The 14788-nt window shown below is 46.1% G+C and carries 10 protein-coding genes; 1 reads left to right on the forward strand and 9 read right to left on the reverse strand.

Annotation, left to right across the window (positions count from 1 at the left end; all coding sequences use genetic code 11):
• Positions 1-627: 627 nt before the first annotated feature.
• Together ACFTRD_RS20275 and gyrA are read right to left on the reverse strand one after the other, a co-directional pair.
• The gene (locus tag ACFTRD_RS20275) at positions 628-1749 is read right to left on the reverse strand and encodes an HD-GYP domain-containing protein (RefSeq protein ID WP_379383157.1); all 1122 of its coding nucleotides are present in this window, start codon (positions 1747-1749) and stop codon (positions 628-630) included.
• A 217-nt stretch (positions 1750-1966) separates the two neighbouring features.
• On the reverse strand, positions 1967-4522 hold the full coding sequence (gene gyrA, locus ACFTRD_RS20280) for a DNA gyrase subunit A (protein ID WP_379383159.1): 2556 nt from the start codon (positions 4520-4522) through the stop codon (positions 1967-1969).
• Between the two features lie 422 nt (positions 4523-4944).
• Here gyrA and ACFTRD_RS20285 point away from each other — a divergent pair, with 422 nt between their 5' ends.
• Entirely contained in the window at positions 4945-5889 is a 945-nt protein-coding gene (locus ACFTRD_RS20285) for a YheC/YheD family protein (RefSeq protein WP_379383161.1), read from the forward strand.
• 88 nt (positions 5890-5977) lie between these two features.
• Here ACFTRD_RS20285 and gyrB read toward each other — a convergent pair whose 3' ends face one another.
• The 7 genes from gyrB to gntK form a co-directional block, all read right to left on the reverse strand.
• Positions 5978-7888, reverse strand: coding sequence for a DNA topoisomerase (ATP-hydrolyzing) subunit B (gene gyrB, locus ACFTRD_RS20290; RefSeq protein WP_192272193.1), 1911 nt, complete (start codon positions 7886-7888; stop codon positions 5978-5980).
• A 143-nt stretch (positions 7889-8031) separates the two neighbouring features.
• Positions 8032-8280, reverse strand: coding sequence for an extracellular matrix regulator RemB (remB, locus tag ACFTRD_RS20295; protein WP_017691405.1), 249 nt, complete (start codon positions 8278-8280; stop codon positions 8032-8034).
• Positions 8281-8293: 13 nt separating this feature from the next.
• Positions 8294-9406 (reverse strand): DNA replication/repair protein RecF, encoded by a 1113-nt coding sequence (gene recF, locus ACFTRD_RS20300; RefSeq protein WP_192272191.1) that lies wholly within the window; start codon positions 9404-9406, stop codon positions 8294-8296.
• A gap of 57 nt (positions 9407-9463) precedes the next feature.
• Positions 9464-9679, reverse strand: a complete 216-nt coding sequence (yaaA, locus tag ACFTRD_RS20305) for a S4 domain-containing protein YaaA (protein ID WP_062327663.1) — start codon at positions 9677-9679, stop codon at positions 9464-9466.
• A 16-nt stretch (positions 9680-9695) separates the two neighbouring features.
• On the reverse strand, positions 9696-10838 hold the full coding sequence (gene dnaN, locus ACFTRD_RS20310; protein ID WP_192272189.1) for a DNA polymerase III subunit beta: 1143 nt from the start codon (positions 10836-10838) through the stop codon (positions 9696-9698).
• Positions 10839-11058: 220 nt separating this feature from the next.
• Positions 11059-12405, reverse strand: coding sequence for a chromosomal replication initiator protein DnaA (gene dnaA / locus ACFTRD_RS20315; protein ID WP_062327668.1), 1347 nt, complete (start codon positions 12403-12405; stop codon positions 11059-11061).
• An 828-nt stretch (positions 12406-13233) separates the two neighbouring features.
• On the reverse strand, positions 13234-14781 hold the full coding sequence (gene gntK / locus ACFTRD_RS20320) for a gluconokinase (RefSeq protein ID WP_379383167.1): 1548 nt from the start codon (positions 14779-14781) through the stop codon (positions 13234-13236).
• Positions 14782-14788: the final 7 nt, after the last annotated feature.

Here is a 14788-nt window from a genome sequence, read left to right on the forward strand (position 1 = left end):
TGTATTAGGCATGCCGCCAGCGTTCGTCCTGAGCCAGGATCAAACTCTCCAATAAAGTATTGAAAAGAGCGATTAGCTCATTTTGAATCTGACGAGATTAAAAATCTCATTTGTGCTTCGAAATCATATCGTCCGAAGACGAATACTGATTTCTCAGCGTCGATCTTGCAAGCAAGATCGTTACTCACTCGTTGTTCAGTTTTCAAAGATCAAACTTATTTCACTGCCGAGCGTTGTTTTCCTCAGCAACTTTTATATCTTATCACATCCGAACCAACTTTGCAAGCTCTTTTTTCTTAAGTTTCTTACGAAGCTTATTTGATTTGCTTGCCGCACCGTGTTTCTCGTGTTTTCTTGGCCGGAATTAGAATATACCATGTACAGATTCCGATTGCAAGCTTTATTTTCAATAAACTTACCTGTTTCTACTCTCTCTCGAATATAGGTCCTATCTCTGGCTAAACATCTATATATTATTTTGCTTTATTACATCGCGAGAGAACTACTTCACCCCGCATTTACTTGCTATCCTTATGCTTCTCTTACTTTACATCACATTAAGTTAATAAAAAAAGCCTCCCCATATTGGAAAGGCCCTATTCACATATATATGAACTGAAGATTAAGCTAGCCAATGACTTCCTGGATATGTAGCTGCCTTTGTTGCATCAGATTGATAATCGTTCCCTCTACCGATACCATCGGCCGTGTAGGATGATCCCGATCCGAGAATACGATCTCACCGATTTGATTATTGCTAAGCTTCACTCGAATACCATTATGGATCTGTGTGGAACGTTGAATGAATACATTCACGATGGCAGGATCCAATTTGCCAAAAGCCTCACTTTGAATTTGTTCCAATACCAGGTATGGTGACTGTGCCTTGCGATAGATCTTCTCCAAGGTCATCGCATGGAAAATATCCACAATCGCAACAATCTTGGCATAAATATGTATCTGCGTGCCGCTGAGTTGCAGCGGGTAACCTGATCCATCCACTTTTTCATGATGCTGCAATGCTGCGAGTCTGGCTCCTTCATTGATTGCCTTCGCCTGTTTAAGTACCTGATAGCCATATTTCGTATGCTGACGGATTTCCTCCTGCTCTGAAGCAGTTAACGTTGAGGGCTTATAGAGGATCTGTGGGTCCACCTTGTTATTACCGATATCATGGAACAATCCTGCAAAAGCCACCTGCATCCAGTCCTTGGACGGCAAATCCATCCACTGGGCCAACTGATAGGACGTAATCGCACTTAATACGGCATGGTGATAAACATAATCATGTTCTTGCATGACTCGTGGACTAAAGGTGAGCACATTATATTGTTTGAGATGAGTAAACAAAACTTCAAGCTGTGTCCGAAGCTCATATACAGGCAATTCAGCTGCCAGAGATGATAGGAACGCATTTTTAGTTAATGCCACCATCTTCTCATACTCTTCGTGCAGGGACGGTAATACTGGTGCAGAGACAGTGCTACTGCCTTTACCTCCCCGCTCTCCGTTCTTCTCATTACCTGCTGCCTGGCCTGAAGACGTTGATGAAGCCTTAGAACCTGAACTGCTTGCCCCCGTTCTCTCTTGCTCAATGTCCACTTGATGAATCATAAAGGCTCTGAGCACTTCCACATCCTTGGGCAAAATGACTTTGCCCTTTTGAAACAAAACATTGCCACGAAGCGTTTGCACGTCATTTCCCAGTTTAAGTCCTGGTTTGACTTCAGACAGGGTGATTAATCCCATGTTTATTCCCCTCACTCATCATTCTTCTATAATAATTAACAAGACCATAGTCCTGGTTTTTCACGTTATTTCCCATTATATTACTCAAAAATCAGGCTGTACATCCCGATTTCAAGGAGAATGGTCCTGAAGCTGTGTAAATAACAAAGGGCTCCCATATGGGAGCCCTCCAACTTCATTGCAATCATGAAATATTTTTCGTTATAGAATATGGATCCTAGTTGTCGGAACCTGAATCATCGCCCTCAACTTCAGCATCGGAAACCACGCCCTCATCCAGAGTTGACTCTGGACCTTCAGAATCAGCGGCTTCTGTACCTTCAAGCAATTCATCGTCGTCTGGTTCTTCCTCATTCTTGTCAATTCGGCTGACTGTAGCTACGGCATCTTCATCACGAATATGAATCAGCTTCACACCTTGCGTGTATCGACCCATAGTGGATATGCCTTCCATACTCATCCGAATTAACGTACCGCTGGAAGTGATGATCATCAGATCTTCTTCTGTCTTAACCATTTTCAGGCTGACTACCGCACCGTTCTTATCTGTGACGTTAATGGTTTTGATCCCTTTACCGCCACGAGTCTGCATCCGATAATCGCAGACAGGGGTACGTTTACCATAACCTTTGGCTGTAACAATCAGAACATCCAGTTCCTGATCTACAACGTCCATACCAATTACGACGTCCTGCTCATCCAGCGTGATCCCTTTAACCCCGGTTGCACTCCGTCCCATGGAACGAACATTTCCTTCCGAGAATCGGATCGACATCCCGTGAGCTGTACCCATAATGATCTCTTGCTGTCCGTCTGTCAGCTTAACATCAATAAGGGCATCATCATCACGCAGGGAAATCCCGATCAGACCGCCTTTGCGAATATTCGTGTAATCCTCAAGTGGTGTCTTCTTCACAACCCCTTGACGGGTAGCAAAGAACAGATACTTGTCACTTTCGAATTCCTGAACCGGAATCACGGCATTGACCGATTCGCCCTGCTCGATCTGAATCAAGTTGATAATCGGTGTTCCCCGTGCTGTACGTCCAAGCTCTGGAATCTCATAAGCTTTGAGACGATACACCTTACCCTTGTCCGTAAAGAACATGAGGTAATTGTGAGAATTGGTCACAAACAGATGCTCAACAAAGTCGGTATCTTTGGTGTCCATTCCCACAACCCCACGTCCGCCACGCTTCTGGCTGCGGTACGTGGATACTGGCAGGCGTTTCACATAGCCGGTATGGGTAATGGTGATGATAACTTCTTCACGAGGAATCAGATCCTCATCAAGAATGCTCTCTTCACCCACAGTGATTTCGGTACGACGATCGTCACTGAAGCGATCACGGATTTCTTGCAACTCCGTGCTGATAATTTCAAGCACCAAGTGCTCGTTGGCCAAAATTTCACGATATTCCTTAATTTTGACCATCAGTTCGTTATACTCATTTTCGATGCGCTCGCGTTCCAGACCTGTCAGGCGTTGCAGACGCATATCAAGAATAGCTTGAGCCTGATCATGACTGAGCGAGAAACGCTCAATCAGACCTTCTCTGGCTGCATCTGTATTGCTGGATGAACGAATCAACGCAATGATTTCGTCGATATGATCCAGCGCGATACGCAAGCCTTCCAGAATGTGTGCGCGTGCTTCGGCCTTTTTCAGTTCGAACTGCGTACGTCTACGAATAACCTCAATCTGGTGCTGCAAGTAGTGATACAAAACCTCACGCAGATTCAAAATCTTAGGCTCTTTATTTACAATCGCGAGCATGTTAATCCCAAAGGTGGACTGCATCGCTGTATGCTTGTACAGGTTATTCAGTACTACACCCGGATTCACGTCTCTGCGAAGCTCAATCACAATCCGCATACCGTTACGGTCAGACTCATCACGGAGATCCGTAATGCCATCAATCTTTTTATCACGCACCAACTCGGCAATTTTCTCAACGAGTCTTGCCTTGTTCACCTGATAAGGAAGTTCCGTAACGATGATCCGTGCCTTGTTATTATTTTCTTCGATGTTGGTTTTGGCCCGCATCGTTACTGAACCACGTCCGGTTTGATACGCCTGGCGAATTCCGGAGCGTCCCAAAATATAACCGGATGTAGGGAAGTCTGGTCCATGAATGTAATCCATCAATTCCATGGATGTAATGTCTGGATTTTGGATCATCGCCTGTACGCCGTCAATGACCTCTCCCAGGTTATGAGGGGGAATGTTGGTTGCCATACCTACCGCGATTCCACCGACACCATTGACAAGCAAGTTAGGAAAACGAGCAGGTAGAACGATAGGTTCACTTTCCTCACCGTCATAGTTCGGCTGGAAGTCAATCGTATCCTTGTTGATATCTCTAAGCATTTCCATGGCAATTTTGGACAACCGTGCTTCCGTGTAACGCATGGCTGCTGCCATATCGCCATCCACCGATCCAAAGTTACCATGTCCATCTACATGCATGTAGCGCAGGGAGAAGTCCTGTGCCATCCGTACCATCGTTTCGTACACAGCAGAGTCACCGTGCGGATGATACTTACCGATAACTTCGCCGACGATTCTGGCTGATTTTTTATGTGGTTTATCGGGTGTCATGCCGAGCTCTGACATTGCGTACAGAATACGCCGGTGAACCGGCTTCAATCCGTCACGAACGTCAGGTAAGGCACGGCTCACAATAATGCTCATCGCATAATCCATAAACGATTCACGCATCTCGACGCCAATATCCCGATCTTTAATCTGCGAGTTCATTTCTTCCGCCATGCTGGACCTCCTTCTTGTCCTTCAACAAACATTCCATTCGTCATTCAAAATCGATTATATGTGAAGAGCCTAACAAGGCTAAAACCGCACAAGGACGCTACTCTTTATTATATTACTTTCACAAAAGGTAAACAATTAAACGTCCGCTGGGCAATAGCCTTTCTTTCGGGAACTTCAGAGCGTCTGGGGGTTCGCCCTGCCTTCCTCCCCATTCACACATACAATGCTAGAAAAGCGGCAGATGTACGTGTGTATTCAGGCATAAGCCGTTCCCGTATTACGATCAAACTACAAATGTGCAACTAAACCGCACAAAACGCCATATTTCTCTATTATACCACTGAAATCATCTCTTGTCCTTTGATTTCTCCGCGTCTATCACTCTTAGAAAGCACCACATAACAGGAAAGGACTGATGGCTCTTGGGCATCCAGCGTGTCTCCAGCAAATGGACCAAGACAGCTGTGTTACAACGCAGCCGTAGTGTGAATGGATATATACCGGTAACCAGACAATATAGCCGCCAAACCCTGGAACGGATGACTGAATTATTTGAGTCAAACTACATCAAGCCGGATCGGGGAACCTACGGCAATGGCGTAATGCGGGTGAAAGCCACCCGTGTACAACCGCTGCCGATCCATTCCGTGAATTCCGACACGGAAGAAACAACATCCGAAAACGCTGATGAACGACTCTCTCCTTCCACAGCTGAAGTTGACGCCGAAATCTCTGCTGAGTTCCCCATAACAACGTATGAGCTTCGATATGGGACAGAGGAGAAATACTTCAATTCCCTCGATGAACTGGCTTTGGCGCTTAATGAGCATATCCAGAAGCGGGATTACATCATTCAGCAAGGCATCCCGCTGATGAAACATAATGGGTTGCCTTTTGACCTCCGGGTACTGACTCAGAAAAATCTACAACACAACTGGGAAACGACAGGTATCCTGGGGAGAGTTGCTGCGCCGGGCAAAATCATTACCAACATTCATGGCGGCGGACGACTGGCCACCTTTAACGAGTTGGTGCGCCCCCATTTTGACCTGAAACGATTCGAGCAATTGCGCAGTGAGCTATATCGCTTAGGCATTCATTCAGCGGTACAGTTACAGAAGTCATTTCCAAGAATCAAAGAGATTGGTATCGATATCGCTCTGGATGAAGACGGACAGCCATGGATTCTAGAAGTCAACACATTGCCGGGCATCTATGCTTTTGGCTTACTCCCTGATAAAGAAACGTACCGGAAGATCAAACGTTATGCGAGGGCTTACGGCAGATTACCCTCCAAAAAAGGGAAAACGTCTCGTGCATCCCATAAAGCCAAGGCCTCTTCTGCCAAAAGCAGTGTACGCCGATAGGAGAAACACAACTGTTCATCTTTATATTCTCTATTTCATGACTCCATAATGTAAAAAGGCGCCCTCGCAGGCGCCTCTTCCGATATCGTTAGATGTCGAGGTTTTTCACGTATTTTGCATTTTCCTGAATAAAGTCACGACGAGGTTCAACATTATCTCCCATCAGGGTGTCAAACATGGCGTCAGCCAACATCGCATCGCTGATCGATACCTGCAGCATGGTACGGCTCTCAGGGTCCATCGTTGTTTCCCACAGCTGTCCGGCATTCATCTCACCGAGACCTTTGTAACGCTGGATATTGAACTTCGCATTTTCGCCGAGAGTTGCAATAATTTCATCGCGTTCCTTCTCGGAACCAGCATAACGAATCACTTTATTACGCTCAATCTTGAACAATGGCGGTTGGGCAATGTATACATAGCCTGCCTCAATGATTTTACGCATATAGCGATAAAGGAATGTGAGAAGCAATGTCCGAATGTGAGCGCCATCGACGTCGGCATCCGTCATCAAGATAATTTTGTGATATCGCGCCTTGGCAATATCGAAGTCATCACCAATTCCTGTACCCATTGCGGTAATGATTGCTCTAATCTCTGCATTACCCAAAATCCGGTCAAGACGGGCTTTTTCCACGTTCAGAATCTTACCACGCAGTGGTAAAATCGCCTGGAAATGACGATCTCGTCCTTGCTTCGCTGATCCACCTGCGGAGTCACCTTCGACAATGTACAATTCGCTGATTGAAGCATCCTTGGATGAACAGTCGGCCAATTTACCTGGCAAAGAGCTGACTTCGAGTGCACCTTTACGACGCGTCAGTTCACGCGCTTTACGAGCTGCTTCACGGGCACGGGCTGCTTGCAGTCCTTTTTCCAAAATGCGACGGGATACGGAAGGATTCTCTTCCAGGAATTCCTGCAGCTTCTCAGCAAACAGGGATTCGACAATTCCGCGCACTTCACTATTGCCCAGCTTGGTCTTGGTCTGTCCCTCAAATTGCGGTTCAGGAATTTTGACCGAGATGATCGCTGTCAGACCTTCACGTACATCATCCCCAGAGAGGTTACCCGTGCTGTCTTTAATTACGCCCGCTTTGCGCGCATAATCATTGATAATCCGGGTAAGGGCACTCTTGAATCCAGATTCATGCGTTCCGCCCTCATGTGTGTTGATGTTATTCGCAAAAGAATAAATATTCTCGGTGTAGTTGTCATTGTATTGCAACGCAACTTCCACTTGGATGTTGTCTCTTGATCCTTCCACGTAAATCGGGTTTTCGTGCAACACTTCGCGCTTCTGGTTCAGGAAGGAGACATACTCGATAATACCACCTTCATACAGGAACGAGTTGGTTACACCTGTACGCTCATCGGTTAAGGTCATGCCAATGCCCTTGTTCAGGAACGCCAGCTCACGAATACGCGTAAGCAAGGTTTCATAATCGTATACCAGGGTCTCTGTGAAAATTTCCGGATCTGGGTGGAACGTTACCGTTGTTCCCGTTTCGTCTGTTGTCCCGATCGTTTTCAAGTCATACTGTGGAGCACCACGACGGTATTCCTGTTGGTAAACATGGCCATCAACCTTAACTGTGACAACAACTTTTGCAGACAGAGCATTGACGACGGATACACCCACACCATGTAGACCACCGGATACTTTGTATCCGCCGCCACCAAACTTACCTCCCGCATGGAGAACAGTCATAACCACCTCAAGTGCAGGACGTTTCATTTTGGCATGTTCGCCTACGGGAATTCCACGTCCATTATCGACTACAGTGACGCTGTTATCTTCATGGATTGTAACTTCGATATGATCACAGTAACCTGCGAGTGCTTCATCGATACTGTTGTCCACTACTTCCCAGACTAGATGATGCAGACCTTTGGCACTGGTGGAACCAATATACATCCCTGGACGTTTCCGAACGGCTTCCAGTCCTTCAAGAACCTGAATTTCATCTGCACCATATGACGGTTGATTCATAGACATGCTTTCACCTACTTCTATAGATTCAATATCGTAAATATGCGTTAACTAAGAATGCATGCTGAAATGGGGATCTTCCCTTGATTTCGGCATGCTGTCTAAATAAAGACAAGCAGCAGAAGGCACAATAACTCGTACCGCAGATGCTAGAGATCAGGAAAAATGTGAGCCCGCTTCTTGAGCGTTGCTGAGGAAATAGGCGAGTAGTACACAATGTTTTTGGTCACGACAATGGACTTGGCTTCCTCTTCGCCAATATGCTCCACTGTTTTTTCCTGTTCGGCATGTGTGACATACTGCTTGGAGATTTTTGAGGATTTTTCAATCGATATATCAAAAATAGCGACCAATTCGGAAGAACGGATGATTTTCTCACCGCCCAGATGAATGTACATAAGCCCTCACTCCTTAGCGTTCAACCTGTCCGGCATGAACGTGATAAATACTGGCATCTTTGAGCTTGTCAACGTTCAGGCTCTCGATCCCGGTAGCCGTAATAAAGGTTTGCACCTTGCTCTGGAACGTTTCAATCAGCTGTGTCTGACGAAAAGGGTCCAGTTCAGACAATACGTCATCGAGCAGCAGGACCGGATATTCTCCAATTTCTTCATGAATCAGTTCAATTTCCGCAAGTTTAAGGGACAACGCCGTTGTGCGCTGCTGCCCCTGCGAGCCATATGTTTGTACTTCCCGATCGTTAATGAAAAAGGACAGGTCATCCCGATGCGGCCCACTAAGGGTTGTGCCTCGGCGAATCTCCTGCTCTTTCATTTGTGATAATTTTATCATAAATTGGTCCATTAAGACAGCTTCATCTTCCTCAGCAGCTTCGCTGAAGGAAGGAAGGTAGGCCAGACGCAGTACTTCTCCGCCTCCAGTGATCCCCTGATGGATCGTTTCTGCCCACTTTTGCAGTTTCTTTATAAATTGTTTCCTTTTTTTGACGATTTTAACACCATGCTCCACCAGTTGTTCGTTCCACACCTCAAGCATGGTCTGGGCTGAAGCACTCTTTCCCCATAATTGCTTGAGCAGATTGTTACGCTGGACGAGCACTTTTTGATATTGCTGCAGATGATACAGGTAGCCTGGGGCCACCTGTCCGATCTCCATGTCAAGAAACCGGCGGCGGACCCCCGGTGTGCCTTTGACAATTTCGAGATCCTCCGGTGCAAACATCACCACATTAAGTGCTCCGACAAAATCACTCAGTTTGCGCTGTTCCAGTCCGTTGATCTTTGCTTTTTTCCCTTGTTGCGACAAAGATAACTCGAGCTTGACCGATCCGTACTTTTTGTCGACCTCTGCTGCAAGTCTGGCACGTTCTTCTCCGAAACGGATTAATTCCTTGTCGCGGGAAGTACGGTGGCTTTTGGTGAGTGCGAGCACAAAAATGGCTTCTGCAAGATTGGTTTTACCTTGGGCATTTTGCCCGATCAACAGGTTCACAGGACCGAAAGAGTCCAGTCTCAGATGTTCATAATTGCGGAATTGCTGCAGATCAATGCTGTTGACAAACACGCGGTACCCTCCCTTTTATCCCGTCCGTCAGGAGGCAGCAGGATCCAACTGGTTTTCTTATTGTGCGACAACTTCGAACGAACCTTCTCCGTCCACCTCAACGATATCCCCAGGGTATAACTTGCGTCCCCGGCGTTCCTCAGGCTCTTTATTCACACGTACAAGTCCATCCTGAAGCAGTGCTTTGGCCATACCTCCGGTTGGTATACAATCGGCCAGTTTCAAAAATTGGTCAAGCTTAATATATTCTGTTCGAATCGGCACTTGATTCACTATGATCTTCCTTTCGTTAGTTGGTTGTCCGGTAAGGCAATATGACGTACAAGCTGTGACTGTCGTCAAGTGGTTTGAGGATGATCGGGCTCATGACGCCGGTAAAAGCGATCATCAGCTGCTCACTCTCCACCACTTTCAGCACATCCAGCATATATTTGGAGTTGAACGAGATTTTCAGTGGTTCACCGTTAAAGTCGGCAGGCTCGATTTCTTCTCTTACTTTACCCAGCTCGGAAGAGCTTGATGAAATTTCGATCGACCCGGAATCCATCGTTTGCATCCGCACAATGTTTGTTTTTTCTTCACGCGACAGCAAATAAGCCCGGTCAATGGATTCGCTTAATTTTTTTGTATCCAAAACCAGTTCTGTTTTGTACGAAGTCGGAATAATTCTAGAAGTATCCGGATAAGTTCCGTCCAAAATACGCGAATAAAAGAGAACACGATCGATTTTGAACAACACCTGATTGTCAGCGACAACGATATCCACAAGGGTATTTTGATCAGGCACAATTTTGCTGAGTTCATTCAGCGTTTTACCCGAAATCACCACATTGTTGAAACGTATGCCCTCTGCATTATCCAGCATTGCTGAACGAGTAGCAAGCCGGTGACGATCTGTTGCCACAAATTTCAGTTCGTTATCACCCAGACTCCAAAGGACGCCTGTCAGAATCGGGGTTGTTTCATGTGTGGAGATGGAGAACACGGTTTGTTTGATCATATTTTTCAGTAAATCTCCTGGAATGGAGACGGTTTGGTTTTCTTCGATACTTGGCAATACAGGGAATTCTTCCGGATCTAGGCCAACCAGCTGAATTTCAGTGGCCCCAGCAGAGATAAAGGTGTTGAAGTTTTCTTTGACCTCCATGTGCACTTCTTGTGATGGCAGCTTCTTAATAATCTCGACAAAAAACTTGGCTGGAAGCACAACGCTACCTGGTTGTTCCACCTGAACAACACTTTTATCGCCATCTTCAAGCGGAATAAAAGATTGGATGGAAATATCGGTGTCGCTTGCTGTCAACGTCACGCCTTGATGATTCACGTCGAATTTGATGCCGCTCAGAATTGGAATTGTTGTACGGCTTGAGATGGCTTTGGATACTTGCTGGATGGAATCGTTCAAGTAGTTTTTCATTATGCTGATTTTCATGGTTTCACTCCTAGCGGTTTTTTTGGGTGTTTGGTGTTGAATTGTACTTTTCAAAAGGCCGGAGGCCGAGCTTCGAAATGGCTGTTTTGGAGATGATATCTTTTAGATCTTTATAGTAATAATAGTAATAGGGGCACTGAATATGTGGATAAGTGGGTATAAACCCGTAATCCCAAGCCTATCCACATGTGTACACGTTGTGCATAGGCTTGGGACTTGTTCAGGTTGGATTCTTAATTTTTTCGGTTAAGTTGTTGATAACTTTATAGAGATCCTGATCGTTTTTAATCGCCTGTGAGATCTTTTCGTGCGCATGTATGACCGTCGTGTGATCTCGGCCTCCGAATGCCTCCCCAATCTTGGGTAGAGAGAAGTCTGTTAGTTCTCGAGAGAGATACATGGCAATCTGTCTTGGAAAGGCAACGGCCTTGGTCCGTTTCCGTGCTTTGAAATCTTCAAGCTTAAGGCTGTAATACTCGCCGACCTTTTGTTGGATGTCGTGAATAGTGATCATTTTTGGACGGCTGGACGGAATGATATCCTTCAATGCTTCAGCTGCCAGATGCGTGGTCACATCTTGATTCGTCAGTGAAGAATAAGCAACGACCCGAATGAGGGCCCCTTCCAGTTCGCGAATATTGGTGTCAATCTGATTAGCGATATACATCATCGCTTCATTCGGAATATCCAGGTTTTCCGCACGTGCTTTTTTCCGCAAAATTGCAATCCGTGTCTCCAGATCCGGAGGCTGAATATCCGTAATTAATCCCCATTCAAAACGGGAACGAAGCCGTTCTTCCAGTGTCGGAATTTCCTTCGGTGGTCTGTCGCTGGAGATGATGATCTGTTTCCGTTCCTCATGCAGCGCATTAAACGTATGGAAAAATTCCTCTTGTGTCGATTCTTTTCCAGCTAAGAACTGAATATCATCTATGAGCAGGATATCGACACTACGATATTTGTTGCGGAAACTCTCCCCACGGTTATCACGGATGGAGTTAATGAACTCATTCGTAAATTTCTCAGACGACAAATAAACGACTTTGCTGCCCGGATCATGTTCCAGTACGTAATGTCCGATCGCATGCATCAAGTGAGTTTTGCCGAGACCTACCCCCCCATATAGAAACAGAGGATTGTATGCTTTGGCGGGCGCTTCAGCGACCGCCAGCGACGCGGCGTGGGCAAAACGGTTGCCCGGACCAATGACAAATGTATCGAACGTATATTTTGGATTAAGCATGCTGAGTACCGCTTCTTCCTGTACAACCGTAGGCGTTGGTGCCGGCAGTTGAGGGTCCGGTTCAACAGGCTTATTCTCTTCGATGACAAATTTCACATCGACCTGTTTGCCAAGCAGTTCATATACCGTTGATCCAACCAGTTTCGTGTAACGGCTCTCCAGCCATTCGACGGCAAACGTGGTTGGCGCGGAAATGACGATCGAACGATCATTCAGCTTGGTTGCTTTGGTTGCTTTGAACCAAGTGTCAAAGCTGGGTTTGCTGAGTTTGTTTTGTATGATTGATAAAATTTGCTGCCATAAATCAGAAGTATGGCTGTCCACAGACTGTCACTCCTTTTACATGTTCCAAGTGTGGCTTAAGCCATGATGCAGTGTCGAAATACGAGATATATTGTTGAATTTATCCCCAAACCCCCGCAGGTCGAAAACAAAAAAAGAATGAACAACGGAAAATTGTTCACAACTTTATCCACAGGCTGTTGATAATATTATGGGTCAGATCACATATTCACATCCAAAAGTAATACAATCATAGCAAAAGAAGCCCGGCATTTCAATGTATCGCGTGATTTTATCCACAAATTCAATAACTTGTGTATAATTTTTAATCACAACACAATATATTGTTTATAAATTGTTTAACTTTCGACAAGATGACCCAAAAACCCAAATTATTTTATACACAGGTTATCCGTCAGATTATGCTGATTTGTGTGTAAAAGTATTCTCTGTTTGTGAATAACCTCTCTGTGGATAACCGTGATGTGGAAATGATCGTATATGTGGGATTCAACAGGGGGCTGATCTTCATCCTCATTTTCATTTATCAAAGAGACAGAATAGAAGGACGGCAGAATCAGACGCCTGAAAGGGACGAATTGATGGAGGTCACCTTAATCAGTGAACATGAAAGTAGAGCAGTTTAACGAAAGCCTGTTTGAATAGAAGGTCTTTTGAAATGCATTTTCTAAGCAGATTTTGAATACTGGTAGTAAAAGAGGTAGAAGAGGCCTGAGAAAATTGGAGGCACTAAAGTGGTCGGGACCATTTTCAATGGATTTGAACGCATACCAAAAAGAGGTTGCTCCTTAAGGCCGAATGGGGGTCTAAGGGAATAACCTCTTTTTGGGTTGTTATATGAGGAAGGAATTACTTCGTATGGACGGACCATTTGCGTTGAAATTCCGCGATGTCTGCATATTCTTCTTCCAACTTTCGCGAGATGCGAATGAAGATGGGGAGCAGTTCCTGATAGATCGATGCGTGTTCTTTAACAGGGGTATGCTTATGCGTTGTACCTACCATAGATGAAACGGCATGAAGCGACTTAATACGCCCTGTTGCATAGAGACCAAGCACAACAGCACCCAGGCAGGAACTTTCGAAACTTTCGGGCACAACGACTTCCTGGTTGAAAATATCCGACATCATCTGACGCCAGAGGGGGGAACGTGCGAAGCCGCCAGTAGCCTGAATGGAGGTAGGCTGCCCAATCTGTTCCTCCATGGCGAGCAAAACGGTGTACAGGTTGAAAATAACCCCTTCCAGCACAGCACGGATCATATGCTCTTTCTGATGATGGAGGGTCAAACCAAAGAAGGAACCACGGGCGTCCGGATTCCATAAAGGGGCGCGTTCCCCCGAAAGGTATGGATGGAACAGAAGTCCCTCCGAGCCGGGACTGACCCGTTCCGCAATCTTGGTGAGCACGTCGTAGGAATTGATGCCGAGCCGCTTGGCTGTCTCCACTTCAGATGCAGCGAATTCGTCCCGCACCCAGCGGAACAACATTCCGCCATTATTCACGGGTCCGCCGATGACCCAAAGATTTTCGGTGAGAGCATAACAGAAGGTTCGACCTTTTGGATCTGTAATGGGACGGTCAACGACCGTACGAATGGCACCACTGGTACCGATGGTCGCTGCGACAACACCGGGTTCTATCGCATTTACCCCGAGATTGGACAATACACCGTCACTCGCTCCGATGACGAAGGGAGTAGAGGGGGAAAGCGCCATTTTATCAGCCCAGGTCGTATCCATTCCCTCTATAGTATGTGTGGTCGGAACAAGCTTCGACAGATGGTCTGGTGTAATGCCTGCAACCTCAAGGGCCTCGGCATCCCAATCCAGTTGTTCCAGATTGAGCAGGCCTGTACAGGAGGCGATGGAGTGATCCACCACATACTGACCGAACAAACGAAAGAACAGATATTCTTTAATAGAAATGAATTTGGCTGTGCGCTGAAAAAGTTCCGGCTCATCGTGGCGCAGCCACATTAATTTGGTCAGTGGAGACATGGGATGGATAGGGGTACCTGTTCGCAAATAAATGCGATGTCCAAGCCCATTCTCTTGCAGTTTCTCCGACCAGGCGGCACTCCGGTTGTCAGCCCAAGTGATGCAGCGGGTCAGGGGGCTGCCATCCTGGCTCATAGCGATGACACTGTGCATGGCCGAGCTGCAAGAAACGAACATGATTTGTTCCGCGGGTACGCCGCTCTGATCCATGACGCCGCGTACAGAGCGAATAGCAGCTTGCACAATTTGTTCCGGATCCTGTTCGGCAACATCGGGAGCCGGAGTGTATAAGGGATACTCCTGAGTTGAAGTACTTACGACTTCACCCTGTTCCGTAAATAGTACGGATTTTGTACTGGTTGTCCCAATATCCATACCAATCATATAGTTGTTCATTCTATAT

The organism is Paenibacillus sp. NPDC056933 (assembly GCF_042674385.1).
GTDB lineage: Bacteria > Bacillota > Bacilli > Paenibacillales > Paenibacillaceae > Paenibacillus.